The sequence below is a fragment of the Bartonella grahamii ATCC 700132 genome (genome assembly GCF_000518085.1).
Lineage (GTDB): Bacteria > Pseudomonadota > Alphaproteobacteria > Rhizobiales > Rhizobiaceae > Bartonella > Bartonella grahamii.
This window is the reverse complement of sequence record NZ_JACX01000004.1, coordinates 33,145-56,651: the sequence shown is the minus strand read 5'-3', so window position 1 is coordinate 56,651 and position 23,507 is coordinate 33,145. Positions and strand designations below refer to the sequence as shown.

Annotated in this window: 18 protein-coding genes; 7 read left to right on the top strand and 11 right to left on the bottom strand. The window is 37.4% G+C overall.

Annotated elements, in window-relative coordinates; all coding sequences use genetic code 11:
- Window positions 1-9 precede the first annotated feature (9 nt).
- The 4 genes from secA to prmC all read left to right on the top strand — a co-directional run bounded on the left by secA (window position 10) and on the right by prmC (window position 5,319).
- A complete protein-coding gene (secA, locus tag U736_RS0101620) occupies window positions 10-2,727 on the top strand; it encodes a preprotein translocase subunit SecA (protein WP_012754613.1) in 2,718 nt (905 codons plus the stop codon).
- A complete protein-coding gene (locus U736_RS0101615) occupies window positions 2,666-3,157 on the top strand; it encodes a Fur family transcriptional regulator (protein WP_026500203.1) in 492 nt (163 codons plus the stop codon). Before secA ends, U736_RS0101615 begins: the two co-directional genes overlap by 62 nt.
- 222 nt (window positions 3,158-3,379) lie before the next feature.
- The gene (prfA, locus tag U736_RS0101610) at window positions 3,380-4,456 is read left to right on the top strand and encodes a peptide chain release factor 1 (protein WP_012754611.1); all 1,077 of its coding nucleotides are present in this window, start codon (window positions 3,380-3,382) and stop codon (window positions 4,454-4,456) included.
- Window positions 4,453-5,319 (top strand): peptide chain release factor N(5)-glutamine methyltransferase, encoded by an 867-nt coding sequence (gene prmC / locus U736_RS0101605; RefSeq protein ID WP_026500202.1) that lies wholly within the window; start codon window positions 4,453-4,455, stop codon window positions 5,317-5,319. Before prfA ends, prmC begins: the two co-directional genes overlap by 4 nt.
- Here prmC and nrdF read toward each other — a convergent pair.
- From nrdF to nrdH, 4 genes are read right to left on the bottom strand one after another with little or no spacing between them, the layout of a single operon-like run.
- Window positions 5,316-6,290, bottom strand: a complete 975-nt coding sequence (gene nrdF, locus U736_RS0101600; protein ID WP_012754609.1) for a class 1b ribonucleoside-diphosphate reductase subunit beta — start codon at window positions 6,288-6,290, stop codon at window positions 5,316-5,318. The two genes, prmC and nrdF, sit on opposite strands and share 4 nt — an antisense overlap.
- Before the next feature lie 11 nt (window positions 6,291-6,301).
- Window positions 6,302-8,452, bottom strand: coding sequence for a class 1b ribonucleoside-diphosphate reductase subunit alpha (gene nrdE / locus U736_RS0101595; protein ID WP_012754608.1), 2,151 nt, complete (start codon window positions 8,450-8,452; stop codon window positions 6,302-6,304).
- A complete protein-coding gene (gene nrdI / locus U736_RS0101590) occupies window positions 8,434-8,832 on the bottom strand; it encodes a class Ib ribonucleoside-diphosphate reductase assembly flavoprotein NrdI (RefSeq protein ID WP_012754607.1) in 399 nt (132 codons plus the stop codon). Before nrdI ends, nrdE begins: the two co-directional genes overlap by 19 nt.
- Window positions 8,832-9,056, bottom strand: a complete 225-nt coding sequence (nrdH, locus tag U736_RS0101585) for a glutaredoxin-like protein NrdH (protein ID WP_005774163.1) — start codon at window positions 9,054-9,056, stop codon at window positions 8,832-8,834. The genes nrdI and nrdH overlap by 1 nt, the downstream gene beginning before the upstream one ends.
- A gap of 681 nt (window positions 9,057-9,737) precedes the next feature.
- Here nrdH and U736_RS0101580 point away from each other — a divergent pair.
- From U736_RS0101580 to U736_RS0101570, 3 genes are read left to right on the top strand one after another with little or no spacing between them, the layout of a single operon-like run.
- Complete coding sequence (locus tag U736_RS0101580) at window positions 9,738-10,490, top strand: ABC transporter ATP-binding protein (protein ID WP_026500201.1); 753 nt, start codon at window positions 9,738-9,740, stop codon at window positions 10,488-10,490.
- A 3-nt stretch (window positions 10,491-10,493) separates the two neighbouring features.
- On the top strand, window positions 10,494-11,363 hold the full coding sequence (locus U736_RS0101575; RefSeq protein WP_012754605.1) for a metal ABC transporter permease: 870 nt from the start codon (window positions 10,494-10,496) through the stop codon (window positions 11,361-11,363).
- A 9-nt stretch (window positions 11,364-11,372) separates the two neighbouring features.
- Window positions 11,373-12,290 carry a metal ABC transporter solute-binding protein, Zn/Mn family gene (locus U736_RS0101570; RefSeq protein WP_026500200.1) on the top strand — a complete coding sequence of 306 codons (918 nt, stop codon included), beginning with the start codon at window positions 11,373-11,375 and terminating at the stop codon, window positions 12,288-12,290.
- 1,934 nt (window positions 12,291-14,224) lie between these two features.
- Here U736_RS0101570 and U736_RS0101555 read toward each other — a convergent pair.
- From U736_RS0101555 to U736_RS0101525, 7 genes are all read right to left on the bottom strand, one after another.
- Complete coding sequence (locus U736_RS0101555) at window positions 14,225-15,271, bottom strand: sn-glycerol-3-phosphate import ATP-binding protein UgpC (RefSeq protein WP_012754603.1); 1,047 nt, start codon at window positions 15,269-15,271, stop codon at window positions 14,225-14,227.
- Window positions 15,272-15,273: 2 nt separating this feature from the next.
- Window positions 15,274-16,125 (bottom strand): sn-glycerol-3-phosphate ABC transporter permease UgpE, encoded by an 852-nt coding sequence (gene ugpE, locus U736_RS0101550; RefSeq protein ID WP_026500199.1) that lies wholly within the window; start codon window positions 16,123-16,125, stop codon window positions 15,274-15,276.
- Window positions 16,126-16,135: 10 nt separating this feature from the next.
- The gene (gene ugpA / locus U736_RS0101545; protein ID WP_012754601.1) at window positions 16,136-17,020 is read right to left on the bottom strand and encodes a sn-glycerol-3-phosphate ABC transporter permease UgpA; all 885 of its coding nucleotides are present in this window, start codon (window positions 17,018-17,020) and stop codon (window positions 16,136-16,138) included.
- Between the two features lie 95 nt (window positions 17,021-17,115).
- Complete coding sequence (gene ugpB, locus U736_RS0101540) at window positions 17,116-18,450, bottom strand: sn-glycerol-3-phosphate ABC transporter substrate-binding protein UgpB (protein ID WP_026500198.1); 1,335 nt, start codon at window positions 18,448-18,450, stop codon at window positions 17,116-17,118.
- Between the two features lie 927 nt (window positions 18,451-19,377).
- Window positions 19,378-20,100, bottom strand: coding sequence for a glycerophosphodiester phosphodiesterase (locus tag U736_RS0101535; protein ID WP_012754599.1), 723 nt, complete (start codon window positions 20,098-20,100; stop codon window positions 19,378-19,380).
- Between the two features lie 170 nt (window positions 20,101-20,270).
- A complete protein-coding gene (gene guaA / locus U736_RS0101530; protein ID WP_026500197.1) occupies window positions 20,271-21,827 on the bottom strand; it encodes a glutamine-hydrolyzing GMP synthase in 1,557 nt (518 codons plus the stop codon).
- A 132-nt stretch (window positions 21,828-21,959) separates the two neighbouring features.
- The gene (locus U736_RS0101525) at window positions 21,960-23,246 is read right to left on the bottom strand and encodes an RsmB/NOP family class I SAM-dependent RNA methyltransferase (protein ID WP_012754597.1); all 1,287 of its coding nucleotides are present in this window, start codon (window positions 23,244-23,246) and stop codon (window positions 21,960-21,962) included.
- Between the last annotated feature and the right edge of the window lie 261 nt (window positions 23,247-23,507).

Genomic DNA, 23,507 nt, shown 5'->3' with positions numbered 1-23,507 from the left:
GGGCCAGAGATGGTCAGTTTAGGTGTTTTTGCCCGTAAGTTTTTTGGTTCAGCTCATGAGCGACGTCTCAAAGCACTCCGCCAAAAAGTTGCACAAATTAATGCTTTGGAAGAACAATTTGTAAAATTAAGTGATGAGCAGCTTTGCCAAAAAACAGATGCCTTTCGTAAACGTCTTAGTGAAGGTGAAAGTGTTGATTTGCTCTTACCAGAAGCTTTCGCAACTGTTCGTGAAGCCGCAAAACGTGTTTATGACATGCGTCCTTTTGACGTGCAACTTATTGGTGGAATGGTCCTTCACGACTGTGGCATAGCTGAAATGCGTACTGGTGAAGGTAAAACATTAATGGCAACTTTACCAATTTATCTCAATGCATTGGAAGGTAAAGGCGTTCATGTTGTGACAGTAAATGATTATCTCGCCAGTCGTGATGCTGAAACAATGGGGAAAATTTTTAGTTTTCTAGGGCTTACAACAGGCGTGATTCTTCATGATCTTGATAGTGATGCCCGCCGAGAGGCCTATGCATGCGACATCACCTATGCCACAAATAATGAACTAGGTTTTGATTATTTGCGTGATAATATGGCCTTCGATCGTAGTCAAATGGTCCAACGTGGACATCATTACGCAATTGTTGATGAAGTTGATTCGATTCTTATTGATGAAGCCCGTACACCCCTTATTATTTCTGGTCCTCTAGAAGATCGTACTGACTTCTATAACCTTATTGATACATTTATTCCTGCCTTAACTCCAGAAGACTATGAAATAGACGAAAAACAAAAAACAACGACTTTTACCGAAGTTGGTACTGAAAAAATTGAAAAAATGCTCGAACAAGCTGGACATCTTAAAGGTGAAAGCCTTTATGACATAGAAAATGTCGCTATCGTTCATCATGTCAATAATGCTCTAAAAGCTCATAAACTGTTTGCTCGCGATAAAGATTACATTGTTCGCAATGATGAAATCGTTATTATTGACGAATTTACAGGGCGAATGATGCCTGGGCGGCGTTATTCTGAAGGACTTCATCAAGCGTTAGAAGCTAAGGAGCATGTTGCTATTCAACCAGAAAACCAGACACTTGCTTCCATCACTTTCCAAAATTACTTCCGTATGTATAGGAAATTATCTGGAATGACTGGAACTGCAACAACAGAAGCCGAAGAATTCAGAAATATTTATGGTCTTGACGTTGTTGAAGTCCCTACAAATTTGCCAATACAACGTATTGATGAAGATGATGAAATTTATCGAACAGCAGAAGAGAAATATCGGGCAATTGTGCGTGATATCCGTCAAGCACACGAAAAAGAACAGCCTATTCTTGTTGGAACAACCTCTATTGAAAAGTCAGAACAATTGGCAGAGCGTTTGCGAAAAGAAGGCATTACCGATTTTAGAGTCTTAAATGCTCGCTATCACGAACAAGAAGCATACATCATTGCGCAAGCAGGAGTTCCTAGAGCTCTCACCATCGCGACCAACATGGCAGGACGCGGTACGGATATACAACTTGGTGGTAATGTTGAAATGCGCATCCGACAAGAGTTACAGGATATCCCCGAAGGTCCAGAGCGGACAGCTAAAATTGAAGAAATAAAAAAAGATGTTCAGAAGCTTAAAGACAAAGCTTTAGCGGCTGGTGGTCTTTACGTCATTGCGACGGAACGTCATGAAAGCCGTCGTATTGATAACCAGCTTCGTGGACGTTCTGGTCGCCAAGGCGATCCAGGTCGCTCAAAATTCTTTCTTTCTCTTCAAGATGATCTTATGCGTATCTTTGGCTCCAATCGTATGGATGGTATGCTGCAAAAACTTGGATTGAAAGAAAATGAAGCTATTATCCATCCATGGATTAATAAAGCCCTTGAAAAAGCACAAAAAAAGGTCGAAGCACGAAACTTTGAAATTCGTAAAAATCTGCTAAAATATGATGATGTCATGAATGATCAACGCAAGGTTATTTTTGAACAGCGTATGGAGATCATGGACGCAGATGATTTATCAGAAATGATCCTTGAAATGCGCAATGAAGTTGTAGAGGATCTCGTAGAGGCTTATATTCCATCAGGGACATATTCTGAAAAATGGGATGTAAAAACTCTCGAAGAAGAACTTCAACAACTCTTTAATCTTGAGCTTCCAGTGGAAGAGTGGGCAAAAGAAGATGGAATTGCCGAGGAGCAAATTTTGGAGCGTGTATCAGATGCTGTTACAAAACTTGAAAATGAACGTACTGAACGCTATTCTCCAGAAGTTATGGCTTATTTTCACAAGGCAGTATTGCTCGAAACTATTGACACGTTATGGCGTGAACATCTGGTGAGTTTAGACCATTTGCGTTCTGTTGTTGGTTTTCGTGGTTATGCGCAGCGGGATCCGCTCAATGAATATAAGACAGAATCTTTTGAACTCTTTCAAAGTATGTTGAGGAATTTGCGCCGAATTGTCACTTCTAAGCTTATGCGCTTTGAAATCATTCAACAACCTACAGAACCGACCATGCCTGAGCAAACTGATGCTGCTTCTTCTGTCTTTAATGATAAAAGTCAAGAAAATGCTCCCACCTTATGGGCACGATCACAAGAAAATAGATTTGTTAATCCACAAGATCGTGACCCTAATGATATAACCACATGGGGAAAAGTTGGACGTAATGAGCGTTGTCCTTGCGGTTCAGAGAAAAAATACAAACACTGTCATGGAGCCTTTGTTTGAAAAGCAAACTATGAAAATGAATAAAAAGCGAAATTATGAGCAAGAATTGCGCACAGCTGGTTTAAGAGTAACACGTCAACGACGAGTTATTCTTGATATTTTGACTGACACAAATGACCATCCCAATGCATTTGAAATTTTTCAGCGTGCAAACAAAATAGATTCGAGTATTTCACTCTCAACTGTTTATCGAACCATGAAAACATTAGAAGGAAATGGAACAATTCATCGCCATAGCTTTAGTGGTGGTCCATCTCGTTTTGAGCAAGCAGATGGGCAACATCATGATCATCTCATTGATATAGAAACAGGACAAGTTATCGAGTTTCATTCTGATGTTATTGAAAAGCTGCAAGAGGAAATTGCAAAGTCCCTTGGCTATGATATTATTCATCACCGCCTTGAACTTTACGGAAAAAAAAACTCTTAAAAAAGTGATTATATATCATTAGATAAAATACCTCAGGGAAATCAAGTTTTATAAAAATTTACCTTTAAGATATAATAGTTTCCATTGGCAAAAAAATTTTTTTGCTCTATTACCCCTTTTTGTATGATGCTATACGGTAATTCATTGTCAGTATTATAACAAAAAATCATTGCAACAAAATATTATAAAAATTGTATTATGAAAAATTAGGCCAATATTATCATGGTTTCTTTGCCACAAGATCGTATGAGACAGCTTGAAAAGCGCTTTGAAATAATTGAACGCCAAATGACGACTAATCCAAATGCTGAAACATATGTCAAATTAGCTTCTGAATATGCAGAACTACAACCCGTTATTGCCTCTATACGCGCATTAAATGCTCTTTACAAAGAGATTACAGAATTAGAAACAATTATCAATGATAAACAAACAGACGTAGAGATGCGTAATCTTGCCCAAGAAGAGCTACCATTGTTATATAAAAAAGTAGAGCAATTTGAAAAAGAACTCCAAATTCTGCTTTTGCCTAAAGATGTTGCTGATGAAAAAAACGCTATTGTTGAAATTCGAGCAGGAACGGGTGGATCAGAAGCAGCACTTTTTTCCGGTGATCTTTTCCGTATGTATGAACGTTATGCCCATGCTCACCATTGGAAAGTAGAAGTTATTTCACTCAGTGAGGGAGAAGTTGGCGGATATAAAGAGATTATTGCTACTATCTCAGGAAAAGGTGTCTTTTCTAAATTGAAATATGAATCAGGGGTTCATCGTGTGCAACGCATCCCCGAAACAGAAACCGGTGGACGTATCCATACATCTGCTGCTACCGTTGCAGTCCTTCCGGAGGCTGAAGAAATTGATATTGATATTCGCCCTGAAGATATTCGTATTGACACAATGCGTGCATCTGGAGCAGGAGGACAGCATGTTAATACAACGGATTCAGCTGTTCGTATCACGCATATTCCAACAGGAATTATGGTCGTACAAGCAGAAAAATCACAACATCAAAACCGAGCACGAGCCCTTCAAATTTTACGGGCACGCTTATTCGATATCGAACGACAAAAAGCGGAAAGTGAACGTTCAGCTTCTCGTAAAAGCCAAGTTGGTTCTGGTGATCGTTCAGAACGTATTCGTACCTATAATTTTCCACAAGGACGTGTCACAGATCACCGTATTAATCTAACCTTGTATAAGCTTGATCGCATTCTAGAGGGAGACCTTGATGAGCTTCTTCATGCACTCATCTCAGATCATCAAACAACACTGCTGATGGAAATGGATAATAATTGAGCAAATATTCTTTCAAGAATGTCATCCAACAAATGCAAGAAAAATTGCGCACGAAAGGAATTGCTGAAGCCGATCTCGATGCGAAAATACTCGTTGAATGGATAACAGGAATAAATGCTGCTGAAAGAATTTCTAAACCAGATATGCATCTGTCTTCTGAGCATATTATACAAATAGAACAGGCTTTACAACGGCGTATTGCAGGCGAACCCGTCTATCGTATTATAGGAGCACGAGAATTTTATGGTATATCTTTTACATTGTCTCAAGAGACGTTAGAACCTCGTCCTGATACAGAAACGCTGATAGATCTTGTTCTCCCTTTTCTCCAAAAACAGGTCGAAAATTCGGGAAGAACAACATTCCTTGATATGGGAACAGGAAGTGGCGCCATTGCCATTACACTCCTTAAACAAATTCCCCAATCCTATGCGGTGGCAGTCGATATTTCTGAAGATGCCCTTAAAACAGCGAAAAAAAATGCAAAGAATGCTGAAGTAGCACACCGCTTCACACCTCTTCTTAGCGACTGGTTTGATGCTGTCGCAGATCGCTTTGATTTCATTGTTTCCAATCCACCTTATATTCCCGCACAAGATATCAAAAAACTTGCAAAAGAAGTGCGCTTATATGACCCATTGCGCGCTCTGATGGGAGGGGAAGATGGACTTTATTTTTATCGAAAACTCGCCCATGAAGCAGCCAACTACTTAAAAGAAAACGGCTATATCGCTGTTGAAATTGGTTACTCTCAAGAAAATGAAGTCTGCAATTTATTTAAAAAAAATGGTTTTCAATGTTTAGAAGTGCGTAAAGATCTAAGTGGAATACCCCGCGCACTTCTATTTGCATGCAAACATTAAAATTCCCAATCATCATCCGTGGTAGCAACCGCCTTGCCAATGACATAAGAAGAACCTGCCCCTGAAAAAAAGTCATGATTTTCGTCAGAGTTTGGTGATAAAGCTGCCAAAATAGCGGGATTAACACGACAAACCTCAGGGGGAAAAAGAGCTTCAAAACCTAAATTCATTAAAGCCTTGTTAGCATTATAATGAAGAAAAATTTTAACATCTTCTGTCAATCCAAGTGCATCATAAAGATCTTCAGTATATTTGCACTCGATATTATAAAGGTCAAAGAGCAGGTTAAAAGCAAAATCTTTAATTTCTTTCTTTTTGGCTTCATCAAGCTTTGCAAAGCCCAATTGGAATTTATAACCTATATAATAACCATGGACTGCTTCATCACGAATGATTAATCGAATGAGATCTGCTGTATTGGTCAACTTAGCGCGACTGGCCCAATACATGGGCAAATAAAAACCAGAATAAAATAAAAAGCTTTCCAGCAAAGTCGAAGCAATTTTTTTCTTAAGTGGATCATTTGCTTCATAACGCTCAAGTACTAATCTAGCCTTTTTCTGCAAATGAATATTTTCTTCTGACCATCTAAACGCATCATCAACTTCTACCGTCGAACAAAGGGTTGAAAAAATAGAGGAATAAGAACGTGCATGAACCGCTTCCATGAAAGCAATATTCGTCAACACTGCCTCCTCATGCTCTGTTATTGCATCAGCCAGAAGCGAAATGGCTCCAACAGTATTTTGAATTGTATCTAAAAGCGTTAGTCCTGTAAAAACACGAATTGTTAATTTACGTTCTTCATCTGTTAAGCTTGACCATGAGGGAATATCATTGGAAAGTGGAACCTTCTCAGGTAACCAAAAGTTCCCAGTTAAGCGGTTCCATACTTCAAGATCTTTCTCATCATGTAATCTATTCCAATTAACAGCGCACACAACAGGATTTTTGGTTGTAATCTTTGTCATATGATGATCTCCTATAAACTGCACGAAACACAGCCATCAACTTCTGTTCCACTTAATGCTACTTGCCGTAATCGTACATAGTAAATACTCTTTATACCCTTTTTCCAGGCATAAATTTGTGCGCGGTTAATATCACGTGTGGTAGCGGTATCAGGAAAAAATAATGTTAATGAAAGACCTTGATCAACATGCTGTGTTGCAGCAGCATAGGTATCTATAATTTTTTCAGGACCAATCTCATAAGCATCTTGGTAAAAATTCAAATTCGTATTATCCATATAAGGAGCGGGATAATAAACGCGCCCAATTTTTCCCTCTTTGCGAATTTCAATTTTTGAAGCAATTGGATGAATAGAAGAAGTGGCATGATTAATATAGGAAATAGATCCCGTAGGTGGAACTGCCTGCAAATTACGGTTATAAAGCCCATACTCAATGACTAATTTTTTAAGTTCCTGCCAATCCTTTTGATCTGGGATAACAATATTGTTCCGTGCAAAAAGCTCTTGCACAAGCGCAAATTGCGGTTTCCATTCTTTTTCAATATATTTTTCGAAAAAACGTCCATCTGCATAAGCTGATTTTTCAAACCCTGAAAACATTTCTTGACGTTCACGTGCAATCAAATTGGAAGCTCGTATGGCGTGATATGTCACAATATAAAAATAGATATTGGTAAAATCTATCGCTTCTGGAGACCCATAATAGATCTGTTCACGCGCTAGAAACCCATGCAAATTCATTTGTCCCAAACCAATCGCATGACTTTCAGCATTGCCTTTCGCAATGGAAGGCACACAAGCAATATTACTCATATCCGAAACCGCAGTAAGAGCACGAACAGCAGATTCCACGGTCTGTCCGAAATCAGGACTTTCCATTGCTTTGGCAATATTCATGGATCCAAGATTACAGGATATATCACTTCCAATCGTGCGATAAGTTAAATCTGTCTCCAGTTCACTTGCCTCACTCACCTGCAAAATTTCTGAACATAAATTGCTCATACTTATGCGCCCAGCTATTGGATTCGATCGATTAGCAGTATCCTCAAATAAAATATAGGGATAACCCGACTCAAATTGAATTTCTGCTAATGTCTGGAAAAAAACGCGTGCACTTATTTTCTTTTTACGAATCTTTGCATTATCAACAAAAGAACGATAATGCTCCGTTAAAGAAATATCGCTAAAGGGCTTACCTGTCACACGCTCGATATCATAAGATGAGAAGAGATACATGTCCTCATTATTCCGTGCAAGCTCAAAAGTAATATCAGGAATAACGACACCAAGCGAAAGCGTTTTGATTCTAACTTTTTCATCAGCATTTTCACGCTTTGTATCCAAAAACTTCATAATATCTAAATGGTGAGCATGCAAATAAACAGCTCCAGCCCCCTGTCGTGCCCCAAGCTGATTGGCGTAAGAAAAAGAATCTTCCAAGAGTTTCATCACCGGTAAGACTCCTGAGGACTGATTTTCTATTTGCTTAATTGGTGCCCCAGCTTCCCGCAAATTCGTTAAACAAAGCGCCACACCTCCACCACGTTTTGAAAGCTGCAAAGCCGAATTAACCGAACGACCTATCGATTCCATATTATCTTCAACACGTAGCAAAAAACACGAAACCAATTCACCACGTTGTTTTTTCCCAGCATTTAAAAATGTCGGTGTTGCCGGCTGAAACCGTCCTGTAATAATTTCATCCACAAAACTTTCAGCAAGAGCTTTATTCCCTTGTGCCAAATATAAAGCTACAAGACAGACACGATCTTCATAACGTTCAAGATAACGTTTCCCATCAAAAGTCTTTAATGTATAGCTGGTATAGTACTTAAATGCGCCTAAAAAGGTAGGGAAACGAAACTTAAATGCATAAGCACGTTTAAAAAGCTTTTTAATAAAAGAAAAATCATAAAGCTCAAATAAAACTTTTTCGTAATAACCTTCTTCAATTAAGTAGTCTATTTTTTCCTTCAAGTTATGAAAAAAAACTGTATTTTGATTAACATGCTGAAGAAAATATTGCCGTGCGGCAAGCCGATCCATATCAAATTGAATATGACCATTTTCATCATAAAGATTAAGCATTGCATTCAGCGCATGATAATCAGTAATCTGATCCGATTTCTGCGATTGTCCTATACCAATTGTTTCCAAAATCTTTCCAATCCCTTTTTTACATAAAGAACGTCTTCATCAGTTCCACGCAGCTCAAAACGATAAAGGCAAGGTACACAACATTTTTCAGCAATGATTTTACTTGCTAAATTATAATAACAACCAAAATTACGATTCCCACCACCAATGACACCACGAATTAATTTTCGGTTCTCGGCTTCATTAAGAAAATGGATAACGGCTTTCGGCACTGCCCCTCTTCCTTCACCATCTGCATATGTAGGAACAACCAGTACATAAGGTTCACCAACCAATGCAGAAGGCTTTCTTTTATCAATTTTGAAGAGTCGTTGACCAAGTTGCGAGACAAAATGTTCTGTATTACCCGTTGCACTCGAATAATAAACAATAAGCCCCATTAAGCACAAAGACCACTAATCATATCTGGTCTAAAACCAGACCAATGATTTTCACCACAAACAACGACAGGAACCTGACGATACCCCAGAGATTGAACAAAACTGTATGCTTGTTCATCACAAGAAATATCAACAACGCGATAATGAATGCCTTTTGCATCAAAAGCACGGCGTGTAGCATCACATTGGACACAAGATGGTTTGCTATAAATAGTGATCGACATTTTCTTCAACTTTCACAATTCCAAATAATCAACCCTAAAGGGTCAATCTAATAATTTTATAAGTACTCAAGAATAACAAAAAAACAGAAATTGTACGCAAAACATGTGGTTATTTTCAAATAGTACACAGCTTCCTGAACATAACAGAATTCCTCATCAAATAACTTCAAAGACTATGATGAGAATAAGCGATCATTCTATAACTTAAATGGCAAAGCCCCCCAGTTATAAAACAATCTTTTTCTTGCATTACAATTCCCTCCTGCTGTCTAAAAAACTAACGTTCTAAACTACCGTTTTTCAAGAGCTCTGTTTTACTCTTTTACGGCAAAAATCAATTACAAAAACGAAAGGAATCCTTCCAAAAGAGATCCTTCAGCAAAAATACTGCTATGCCCTTGGTCAATAAACTCTTTACAATAATGGAAATAACTTAGATACCAAACGAAACACACTAACACCCTCTCTTGTGCTTATTTAGAATCACCAATCATTTTGATACTATATATAGTATATACTCTCTCTCTTTCGTCAAGGTGAATTCAATTATTATTTTTAATTTTCCACGATCTTCACACTAAAATTTTCAGTCCTCAAAACTATGTAATAATATAACATTTTATTGACAAACGTTATATTATTACATAGTTTCCAAAATAATAAGCAACGATGGTAAAAAATATGGATCTGCACTTCAATAAGACAACATTAGGCTATGGAAATAGAATAGCAATAAAGAACTTTTCAGCGAAGTTAAAAGCTGGTTCATTGGTCGCAATAACAGGTGATAATGGCGCTGGAAAATCAACACTGCTAAAAGCCATCGCCGGATTGATTAAACCTCTTAAGGGAAAAATTACAAAACCAAAAAAAAGCCGCATTGCTTATCTTTCTCAGCAATGTGATGTAGATCAAACATTTCCAATTGATGTGAAAACGCTTGTAAAAACAGGACTGTGGTCTTTTTGTGGATTATGGAAAAGCCAGCGCCCTTATGATTCTAAGATTCAAAATGCGCTTGAAATGGTTGGGCTTACAGAACTCGCACCCCGTTCGCTTGAAACATTATCAGGCGGGCAATTACAACGCGCTCTTTTTGCACGTATCATTGTGCAAGATGCCAATATTATTTTGCTTGATGAACCTTTCAATGGTGTAGATCATAAGACCCAAAAAGATCTTCTTGCACTGATTACATACTGGCAACAGCAAGGACGCACAGTTCTCACAGCACTCCATAACCCTCTCATCGTGCAAGAATTTTTCCCCCAAATGATTCAAATTAATCAACAAAACACCTTTTATGGAGAAACAACACAGTTTTTAAACAACACTATTCATCACGTTATGCCACCTCTCACATCCAATTCTTTTCCTATTAGCGCACAAAAACAAAATCTTCCCATCAATGATCCTCTCTTTCTTAGGTTATAAGACGTGTATGCATTTTTTTTTGCCCCCTTTGTTGATTTCCAATTTATGCAAAACGCCCTTATCGGTTCTATTTTCCTGTCTATTAGCGCTTGTCCTGTTGGTGTATTTTTGATGCTCCGTGGAATGAGCTTGACAGGAGATGCTATCTCTCATGCCATTCTTCCTGGTGTTGCAACTGCTTTTCTGATTTGTGGCTTTTCCCTCATATCTATGACACTTGGTGGCATCTTCGCTGGTATTATTGTTGCTTTAGCAACCATTTTAATTTCACGAAATAGCTTTCAGAAAGAAGATGCATCCATGACCGTCTTTTATCTTATTGCACTCGCGGCAGGTGTCATTATTATCTCTCTAAAAGACTCAACAATTGAGCTGCTTCATCTCTTATTCGGATCGGTTCTTGCACTTGATGCACAAGCCCTTTGGTTAATCACTATTATAATGCTGATTACACTATGCAGCCTTTGTATTTTTTGGCGTGCACTTGTTTTAGAAAGCTTTGACCCCCTCTTTTTTAAATCACTCTCTCCGTTGAGTAAATATATTCATATTTCATTGCTTGGACTTGTGGTGTTGAATCTGGTTGGAGGCTTTCAATCACTAGGAACATTACTTTCCGTTGGCATTATGATGATTCCAGCTATTACAGCCCGTTTTTGGTTTTCACGGCTAGGCCCTATTTGCGCGCTTTCCACTCTTTTTGGAATCATTTCTAGCGTATGTGGTCTCCTGCTTTCTTTTCATCTTTCTCTTCCCTCCGGCCCTGCTATCATCATTGCCGCAGGATTTATTTATCTTTTTTCCTGCTTGATAAGTCCACGTGGCTTTATTGTAACATGGTTTCCCCACCTCTTTTATACCTCCTCACTTTAAGGAAAAAATGTGCCTAAGTTTACTCAAAAATTTGTTCTTCTTGGAGCTTTATTGCTTTCCCTTTCTCCATTTTCTGCTTCTGCAAACAATAAAATCAAAGTTGTTGCGAGCTTTTCTATTCTCGCAGATCTCGTAAAAAATGTAGGAGACAACCATATCTCTATGACCACTTTTGTAGGTCCCAATGCGAATACCCACACTTATGAACCTACCCCCCATGATGCTCAAGCTCTTAGAAATGCTCAAATTATTTTCATCAACGGACTTCATTTAGAAGGATTCATTGATCGCCTCATTACAGCAAGCGGTACAAAAGCACTTCTTGTCAAAGTTAGCGCTAACATTCCCTCCCTCGAAATGAAAAATCAAGAACATAATGCCCATCACCACCACAGCGTTATTGATCCACACGCTTGGCAAACAATTCCCAATGTCAAAATCTATGTGAAGAATATCGCTGCTGCTTTTTGTAAAATCGATCCACAATCCTGCACCAGCTACAAAAAAAATGCCGAAACCTACATCCAAAAACTTAAAATAGCACAAGATACCCTGAAAACAAAAATTGCTACCATCCCTAAAGATAAACGTATCATTATCACATCTCATGATGCCTTTGGCTATTTTGCCAAAGAATATGGTTTTACTATCCTTGCTCCCCAAAGTGCTTCAACAGAAGCTGAAGCAACCGCAGCCGATGTTGCTAAACTTATCAAACAAATTAAGGCGAATAAAGCAGCTGCACTATTCGTTGAAAATATCTCTAATCCCCGGCTCATAAAACAGATTGCAAAAGAAACAGGTTTAAAAATTGGTGGGACACTTTATTCTGATGCATTGTCAAATAAAAATGGCCCTGCAGCAACTTATCTCGATATGATGGAACATAATGTGAATACCATCATTGATGCCATCACAAAACATTAAGATCTTCTACAAAAGAGATAAAAAAGCGTTCATAAAATCGTAAGTCTATGATTATATTACTAATGATACCCAACATCTATAATTGATAATATTGATATAAAAAAAGTTACTTTTACAGAGAAATTTATACTCAATAGATGCTAAGATAGATAAAGTAAGTGGATTTATTGCCTCATGGTGCCCAGATCGTCAGCGGCATCATTCTATTTTCCAACGCTTCTTTTACAATAACTCTCGACACTTGAAACGATTCATAAGAAGCATTTGGGTCTCTTTCTTAAAGTATTTTTATCTACCCAACTCCATTTATAACACGCAAGTAGAATGAGTGTATGAATAAAAACCACTTGAAGAAAAAATGCCTCTTATGAAGAGTCTCAACACAATAATTGTTGCAATGTTGGAGACTAGCAGAGAGTGTGATGATGGCCCCAGCTTGCATTTTTATAAGTATAAAGATGGCGATACACAATGGATTTTATGTTATACTACTCATAAACGACTGCGTGAAAAAACAGTTGGAATAACCTTGCAAAATATTTTTTAAAACAAGTGCGTGAATTGGCAACCTAATAGCCTTCTGTTTAGGTATTCTGTTTTGTATGAGAGATGTAATTCTATTCAAAGAACGTAATAAAAAAATGTGTTCGGCAATGCGCAGTCTCCATTATGTAAGAGACATTGGCCCAGATGTTTTTGAAAGTCGCAATATTAAATTAAAAGATGATGCTAAAGATAGAAACTATTTTTTATCTTTCTGCTTTCATATTCCCCCTAAACTAAGCTGTCTCCTCATTTTAGAAATTACATAAGAAGATAAGCTTATTCCACTCTGATATACAAAAACTGAATACAACACTGAGCCGTCTTCATATTTGTCTCAAACATACTGCTGTATAAAGTTTAGGTTGATTTATAAGCAACAAAAAAGCACGCACTTTATAAGAAAGCAATACCATAAAATCATTAATAGACTGGCAATATATTGAAAAAATATACCAGCTTTCATAAAATGCTTTGCAAAACAACAAGATAACTGTCTTTGTCCCTGCTGATTCTTATAGGTGTTCGCACCAATCCCTTATGTCATATTCATAAAAATATGTTTAAGAATGGTCTATAGGCAATTTTTTAACTCAAGAATATAGAAAGATCGATGGGATGTTACAGATGTGTTTCATCTTCTTTTATCATTAAAAGTAATGAAAATTGTAAAACAAGCGCGCCTTCTATCTCTCAGTGATTTCTTTTGCAACTGATCGGATACCCTCGCTGAGAATTGCATAGTGATTTACATGAGAAAAAATAAACTTGCAGCATGCGCGTGCAGATTTCTCTCTAATTTATGTAATTGGTAAAAAAACAGATGCCTCTTATAGGATCTCTGAAACCATTTAAGATCATATGGTCAGCAGTAAAATAGAATATGCCTATTCTCGTACAGACTATTTAGAACAGCGTCGTATTTTTTGGATCAAATAGACTTCTTATGTTAGGGATCAAAGCTACGATATGGGGCGCATCCCCTCTCATCTGTGAATTATTGTTTCCCTCTATTTCTCTCATTTACTTTTTATAAGTTACATAAATTATTACATCAAGAAACATATGATAATATATTGTTTTTTTATGAAAAAATTTATAAATTAGAAAAATATAGTTAATCAATGGTTATTTTATATTGATATTTTTTTATAATAAAAATGATTTTATTATGTTTGAGGTTTGAAAATAATATTCTTCTCACAGACCGTGAAAATGCACATTTTCTTCATATAAATGTTTTGACATTCTCAGCGCCATGGGACAATGGGTCATTACCAAAACTTTTAAAATTTTGTTTTTAATCCCATCGGTTACAACCTGATTTTGTAAATACAATCGAGAAAATCGAAACGCAACATAAAAGAAAGTCGTGTCACATCAATTAATGCTTACTTATTATTTGTGCGCTTTCCAGTGTTTTTGTTAAAAGTATGAAAATTCTGATGAGCGACAGTGAAACTTAGTTTTTGCCCATAGTCGTGTGTCAAGCGTTCTTTTATTTCAATCGTAAAGATGATATTATTCCAACGCGTTAAAACATGGCAACCTGTTCCAATAGGCTTGATAAGCTCAATTTTTGTGTGAAAGACAGGTCCTTTATCTGGATGTTCGCCCAATAAGATTATTTCAGGTCTGAATGCTAAAAGATCAGTTTCTTTGCCATAAGAAAATGAATGCCCTAAATGTTGTTCTAAGACATGGCGATCAAGAAAATTCATAGGAGGAGAACCAATAAAATCAGCAACAAATGTTGTTGCTGGAGTGTCGTAAATTTCCATTGGTGTTCCAATTTGCTCGATAGCTCCTTTATTCAAAACGACTATTCTATCAGCTAATGTCATAGCTTCTAGTTGATCATGGGTAACATAGAGGCTGGTCGTTCCTAATGAACGCTGTAGTGTTTTTATTTCAATACACATTTGCGCCCGCAATTTTGCATCAAGATTTGAAAGAGGTTCATCAAAGAGAAAAACACGAGGTTGGCGTACAATCACACGCCCCATTGCAACACGCTGACGTTGTCCTCCTGATAATTGTCGTGGCTTACGATCAAGAAATGATTCTATCTCCAAAAGTTTTGCAGCATGTGCGATGCGTTTTTTAATTTCTTCTTTAGGAGTTTTACGATTTTTAAGACCATATTCTAAGTTTCCACGAACTGTCATATGGGGATAAAGAGCATAATTTTGAAAAACCATAGCAATATCACGATCAGCTGGTTCACGATCATTGATACGTTCGTTATCAATACATAGTTCACCTGAGGTAACTTGTTCAAGTCCTGCTATAATACGCAATAAGGTTGATTTTCCGCACCCTGAAGGACCGACAAGAACAAGAAGTTCTTTATCTGCAACAGTTAAGTTTAAATCATCAATGACCAGAATGCCGTTGTCATACCGTTTTTTTATATTTGATAACTGGATTATGGCCATAATTACTTCTCCGTTTCAATAAGGCCTTTGATAAAAAGCCGTTGCATGAAGATAACAACAAGAACAGGGGGAACCATGGCAACAACCGATACTGCCATGAGTATATTCCATTGAGGATCATGTTGAAGTGATTCGACAATAAGCTGTTTTAAAATAATAAGGATCGTTTGATGATTTTGATCCGTTGTGATGATAAGAGGCCAGAGATATTGTATCCATCCATAAATGAACATAATGATAAATAAAGCAGCGATATTGCTTTTACTAAGAGGAAGAAGAATATCCTTAAAAAATTTAACTGGACCTGCACCATCAACACGTGCCGCCTCTAAGAGTTCATCTGGAATAGTCAAAAAAAACTGGCGAAATAAAAATGTAGCGGTTGCAGATGCAATAAGTGGAATAATCATTCCACTATAGGTGTCGATCATCCCCAATTTCGCAACAACCTCATAGGTTGGAAGAATACGAACTTCGACAGGGAGCATCAATGTAACAAAAATAAGAACAAAAGCAGTTTTTCGGAAAGGAAAACGCATGTAAACAATTGCATAAGCAGACAAAAGTGAAATAATAATTTTCCCAATACTAATCCCAAGAGCCATAATAAGTGAATTCATTAAGAGTGGCCAAAGGTTGGGAAGACCGAGTTGTGCAAGGCCATCACCAAAGATTGTTTTATAATTTTCCAAAGTATATTTCCCAGGTAAAAGAGGAAGTGTTCCTGAGTTGAATGCTGCTGAACTATGGGTTGATGCAATGATAGCAACATAAACTGGAAAGAAAATAATGATAATGCCAACAATGAGAGTAAGATGGGTCAGAAATTTCAAAATAGGGCGATTTTCAACCATAATTTACTTCCTAATATTGTACACGGCGCTCAATCCAGCGAAACTGAATAAAGGTTAAGACAATAACCATCAACATCAATATTGTTGATTGTGCTGCTGATGCACCGATTATTTGATTTCTAAAGCCATCGTCATATACTTTATAGACGAGGATGCTCGTTGCACGCGCAGGACCTCCAGAAGTTGTATTATCAATAATACCAAAGGTATCAAACATAACATAATTGACATTGACAATAAGAAGGAAAAACGTCGTTGGTGAAATTTGCGGGAAGACCACAGTCCAAAATCGTTTAAAGGGACCAGCACCATCAATGGCGGCTGCTTCTATTTGAGAACGCGGAACAGACTGAAGCCCCGTAAGAAAAAAGAGAAAATTGTAAGAAATTTGTTTCCAACTAGCTGCTATGACAATAAGAATCATTGCTTGAGTGCCATTAATACGATAATTCCATAGCACCCCTATTTTCTCGAGAAGAAAAGGGATAATTCCGATAGTGGGATGAAAGATAAACAGCCATAATATACCTGCCAATACTGGAGCAACAGCATAGGGCCAGAGCAAAAGCATTGTATAAGCCTTTTTTGCACGGATGACACGATCAACACAGACAGCTAAGAGAAGTGATATTGTCATTGAAGCGACAGTAACTGAGATGGAAAATACTGCGGTTGTAAGAAGTGATTGCAGATAAGTAGGATCAGAAAGAACGGTTAGATAATTTTCAAAACCAATAAAGGTTGTTGTAAAGCCAAAAGGGTCTTCACGCTCAAAAGATGATTTTATTGCTTGAGCAGCAGGCCAAAAGAAAAATAAAAAAGTCACAAGAAGCTGAGGAAAAAGCAGTCCGTAAGAAAGTAGACTATTTTTAAAATATGCATGTTTTTCTTGCATTCGTAGGGCTCTTTAAATGTAGAGACTTAAAAAAGATAAACAAAAAGAACTCAACTGTTTTTGTTGAGTCTTTAATGTTTAACAATAAAACGAGATTAATGATTAGATTTTTCAAATTCACGCAAGAGTTTATTTCCACGTTCAACGGTCTCATCTAAACCATCTTTCGGTGTTTTTGAACCACTAAGAACAGCTTCCAACTCTTGATCAAGAATGGCACGGATTTGTGGTAAATTACCAAATCTTATCCCTTTCGAGTTAACTGTTGGTGGATTAAGATTAATCTGTTTGATAGCTATATCCGCACCTGGCGTTTTTTCATAGAAATGTTGTTTTTTGCTCAATTCATAAGTCGCTTTTGTGGTTGGAAGATAACCTGTTTTCTGATGCCATTTTGCTTGGTTTTCAGTTTTTGAAAGAAATTTAAGAAAAGCGGCTGCCCCTGCATATTCCTTTGGGGTATGTCCCTTGAACGCCCAAATAGAAGCTCCACCAATAACTGAATTTTGTGGTGTTCCTTCTGCATCCTTATAGTACGGCAGCATACCAACTCCCACATCAAACTGAGCTTCAGAAACAATTCCAGCATGTGATCCTGAAGATTGCATAAAAATTGCACAATTTTGTGCCATAAACATTGGTGTTGAATCCAATGCGCCCGCTGGACCACCATAACGGAAAATACCTTGATCAGACCACTTTTTCAGGTCAGACCACATACGCACTTGTAAAGGTCCATTAAATGTAAGTTCTGAATCAAGTCCTTTAAAACCATTCTCCTTGGTTCCAAAAGGAACATTATGCAACGCTGAAAAATTTTCTATACCAATCCATTGAGCGGCATAAGTCATTGTAAAACCGCAAGTTGCCGCTTTAGTCTCAAGAATTTTTTTGGAAAAGTCTTCTATATCTTGCCACGTTTTAGGAGGCTGTTCCGGATCAAGCCCCGCTTTTTTAAAGATATCTTTGTTATAATAAAGAATGGGAGTTGAAATATTGAATGGCATAGAGATGATACGTCCCTGTTCATCGGAGTAATAACCACTAATAGCAGGGAAATAATCTGTAGGATCAAATTCTTGTTTCGTATCAGCCATAAGTTGATAAAATGGATAGATTGCGCCTTTTGCAGCCATCATAGTTCCAGTACCAACGTCATAAATTTGGGCAAGCACTGGCTGTTTCTTTCCACGAAATGCTGCAATGAGTGAAATCAACCCCTCTTCATATTCGCCGCGAAATGAAGGAACAACTTTATACTCAGATTGACTTGCATTAAAATCGTTAATGAGACTTTCAGTTTGCTTTCCTAATTCACCACTCATCGAATGCCAAAAGCTGATTTTTGTCTGCGCAAAACTTGCTGTTATTCCCGCTGTAGACATTATGATAGCAACCGTGGCCGCTATGGAAAGATAAAAACGACTCATGGCTCACCCTTTCTGAAGTGATGGAATACAAACTACCCCTAAATTTATAGTATTACACATGAATATGCTATGACAGTTTTATTTCAGAAATATATTCTCTCATTTAAACAGGAACCACAAAAAGGTCAAATGAATTTGTTTAAATTTATTCGTTTTCTTTTATAAGCTTTCTGATGTATTAACGAGATACGCATTTGTAGCTATCTGAAAAAAGTGAGATGGCTTAAATAAGCAAAGTCAATTGGTAAAAATATAGATCGTAAATGTCATTCAATGACTATTTTAATATCTGGATTTACTTTTTTTTAAAAGAATTGTTTATTCTTTTGCTATTTGTCTTATAACTTTCGGCTTATAACTTTAACACGGTGTTGCTACTGAATTTAACGAAGAGACAAATAGAATTTTTCTTAAAACTAAGAAAATCATTTTGAAGCGCTTAATAGTCCCCTTTCCTGTAGTGAGATCACGCCCCTCACGCAAAACAAAATGACATTATATTACCAATTTTCATGCTGTAAAAAAATCTTTCAATACATCTACATTCCATGATAGCTCCTATAAAATAAGCCATAAAGTCTCTCCACTAAATTATATAAGACTTTTTGTATGCCATCATATGAGACCCTAATGCTTCAAAAAATCTTGCATTTGAAATACGTTAAATGAATATTTTTATTCTTTTCTCAATAACTTTTTATCCACACACCAACCCTGCTTGTAATGTGCAAACGAATGATTTGAATTGATTCATTGTAAAAAGATTTGAAATAAGAAAATCTTACGTATTAAGGTCTCTTATTCACATAAATAAACCATTAATTATCATTATAAATCAATGTATTATTGTTATATATTAGATAATTTTTCTTCTTTCATTACGCTAGCTTTATGAGGATATATAGTTCCCTTTGTATTGATGTATTTTTACCTTTGTGCACGCAATTGCAATGCGAGATCGGGTTGATCTGTCGTAATATAATGTACAGGCATGTCAAGCCAATGTGATAACCGAGCTTTTCCATTAATTGTCCATACCCCTACAGTAAAACCAGCCTCAAGAGCTGATTCAATAAAGTCCTGTGAAACAATAGAGCCATCTAAACTTAGATCAGAATAACCTAATTGCTTCCATTCAGAAAAATGAAGGTACATATCACCTTCAAAATTATCAACACATGGACCAGATGGTATTCCTGCTTCAATAAAAGGACGAAGGATCAAAGGATCAAAACTAATTGCAGAAACCCGTTCTGATAAATTTCGGCTTTTTATTAGCGCAAGCGCTTTTTGGGATAATATTGTTTCACGCTCCACTTCACCACATGTCTTGATTTCAAGATGCAATGCGATATTCGTTGGTGCTAAAAGATCAAGCACCTCTTCTAATAAGGGAGGTGCTTCTTGGCTTCCTTTTACGCAGAGTTGTTTGCGTGTTTCATTATCAATGTCGTGAATATACCCATTTTTTCCAACCAATTGGTCTAGACGGAAGTCGTGAAAGACAACCACTTCACCGCTTCTCAGCAAATGGACGTCGCACTCAACTTCATCAACACCTAACGCTATAGCATTATTAAATGCCGAAAGAGTATTTTCAGGATAAAGATGAGCTCCACCACGGTGTGCAACAATTTTTTTCTCAGACATGCAAAATTCCACACTTCTCAATTTTAAACGATATTAGCGTACAGATTGCCAGATAAAGGCTTACATCATATGAAAATACACAATCATTTTTAAATGATTTTTTCTACACTTTTCGAATATCAAATCCTCCGTCATATTTTATTCTTAAAAAGACTTATCCTTCATTTTAATTATTCCCATTCAATAGTACTAGGAGGCTTTGAAGTTACATCATATACAACACGATTAATCCCTCTAACTTCGTTAATAATACGTGCTGCCGTCTTACCTAAAAACGCCATATCATAGGGATAAAAATCAGCAGTCATTCCATCTACAGATGTGACGGCACGAAGAGCACAAACAAATTCATAAGTGCGACCATCCCCCATCACGCCAACAGTTTGAACAGGAAGAAGAACAGCAAAAGCTTGCCAAATTTCGTCATAAAGACCGGCTTTACGGATTTCCTCAAGATAAATAGCATCTGCTTCACGTAAAATTTCTAATTTTTCACGGGTCACAGTACCTGGACAGCGAATTGCAAGACCTGGACCTGGAAAAGGATGGCGACCAATAAACTGCTCTGGTAATCCTAACTCTCGCCCTAGCAAGCGAACCTCATCCTTAAAGAGCTCACGCAACGGTTCTACAAGTTGCATATTCATCTGTTCTGGCAGCCCACCCACATTATGATGGCTTTTAATGGTTACCGTTTTACCAATAGCAGATACACTCTCAATAACATCTGGATAAAGTGTTCCTTGTGCTAAGAACTCTGCACCTCCTATTTTTTTAGTTTCTTCTTCAAAAACTTCAATAAAAAGGCGACCAATCGTTTTGCGCTTTTTTTCTGGATCTGTCTCACCCTCTAAAGCATTAAGAAATATATCGGCAGCATTAACGTGAATAAGCTCTATATTATAATGATCACGAAAGAGCGTGAGAACTTCTTCAGCTTCATTCTTGCGCATCAGCCCATGGTCTACCAGAATGCATGTCAGTTGATCTCCTATGGCTTCATGAAGGAGTACCGCTACAACAGATGAATCTACCCCCCCTGAAAGACCACAAATCACACGACTTTTCCCAACTTTTTGTCGTATCGTAGCAATTGCCTGCTCACGATAAGAAGCCATTGACCAACCACCTTTAATAGCAGAGATTTTATGAATAAAGTTTTGCAAAAGTTTTGTACCATCTGGTGTATGGATAACTTCAGGATGAAACTGTACTGCATAAAAACGTCTTTTTTCATCAGCAATAGCCGCATAAGGAGCTCCGTTTGAGGTCCCTATGACACGAAAACCTTCTGGTAAAGCTGCCACACGGTCACCATGGCTCATCCATACTTGATAACGAGAACCTTTTTCCCACACTCCATCAAAAAGAGCACTCTCTTCTTGCACTTCCAAAAAAGCACGCCCAAATTCACGCTCATGTCCAGCTTCAACCTTTCCTCCAAGCTGAACACACATGACTTGTTCCCCATAGCAAATACCCAGAATCGGAATACCCGCCTCAAAAATTTCCATTGGAGCACGCGGAGAGCCCTCATCAATAACGGAATAAGGACTCCCTGATAAAATAATAGCTTTAGGATTTATGCGTCGCACAGCTTCTAAAGCCAATTGAAAAGGAGCAATTTCACAATATACCCCCATTGCTCGTACCCGTCGTGCAATAAGTTGTGTAACTTGTGAACCAAAGTCAATAATAAGAACCGTATCTGGATGTGATATGCTCATAGAAAACCAATCAACAATTGTAAAAGAAAACTTATGAGAGTTATGTTTCAATCTTTCTCTTTTCACAAGCCTGTTTTCTTAAGAAAAAGATTATTCTCGTAAAATTTATGATAAAAAATGCAAAAATATGGATCAATGTTTTTTTTGCAACACAGATAAAAAGAACCCATCTGTTTGTGTTGTGGCCGGCGACAAAGTAAGTCCATAATTTGAAAAAACTGGTTGCACAGGAAAAAAACTAAAATGTTTCTGCCAAAGCGCTGGCATATCTATTGGAGCAAAATGAGAATGTTGTTGAAGGAAACGGGAAATTTGTTCCTCATTTTCATCTGTAAAGAGAGAACAGGTAATATAGACTAGGCGCCCATTTGGCTTAAGATAAGCTATCGCTTCATTCAAAATAGACCTCTGTTCTGTTTGGCGTTGTTTCACCTGTTCTAATGTTAAACGCCATTTCGCATCTGGACGACGACGCCATGTTCCTGTCCCACTACATGGTGCATCTAGTAGAACTCTATCCATCTGACCTGTTAATGGTTTTAATTCTTCTCTTTGCACTCGTGTTTGTACATTACGAACACCAGCGCGTCGAAGACGATCAAAAATAGGAGCCAAACGAGCTTTGTCTGAATCATAAGCATAAATTTGCCCACGATTGTTCATATCGGAAGCTAAAGCTAATGTTTTACCCCCAGCACCTGCGCAATAATCTAATACCTGCATGCTTTCTCGCGCTTCCACAAGATGAGCAACAATTTGAGATCCTAAATCCTGTATTTCAAAATGTCCTTTTTGAAAAGCTGGTTCCACTTGAACATTAGGATGACGGTTAAACTTTTCAATCGGTGCAATTCTCAAAGCTTGCCCAAACCATGGCAAAGATTTAAGTTTGGTTTTTGCTAATTCTTTCAACACCTTTTCTGGTGTTGCCTTTAGGTTATTTACCCGTAGGTCTAAAGAAGGACGCGTTGCTAACGCAGCCGCTTCAGTGATCCAATTATCACCAAATAAAGGACGCAGATGCGCTTGACACCATTGTGGAATATCACCACGAATATAGTCTGGAGCATCCACTAATTGCTGACCTTGCCACGATTTACGCTGTTTAGCTCCTAATAACTGCGGCGCAAACCGATCTTCTGCTAACTCACTGTCAATTTGCTCCAGCGTCATTTTTCCAGAATCTAATAAGGCACCAAAAACGATATCTCGGATATCATCACTCTCCATACGCCATTGTAAAGAATAGCGTCGTCTTAAAACATCATAAACGATTGTACCAATAGCTGCGCGATCACCTGCTCCAGCAAAGCGATGAGAAAGACCCCAATCCTTTAAAGCTTCTCCTACTGGGCGATGCTTCATTTCTATCTCTTTGAGAACATCTATTGCTGCTTGCAAACGCCCACCTAATCGCATTCATTTCTCCCATTAAAATAATAAAATTTTAAATCATCTAAAAAAATAATATTATCTTCTTCTTGCCAATAAAACCTTCTCAAAGCCATTAAAAATTTACATTCAACATTAAAATGATCTGATCATACTTTTTATAAGATCCAATATTAGAGTATCTAGATTTTTCCTTTCATCTTCTGCCCATTCACTTTTTATCCCTCTACCTCTTATACTAAAAGATACGCAGTTATCCATAAAGACCTTATTTCCGCCATGCATTAC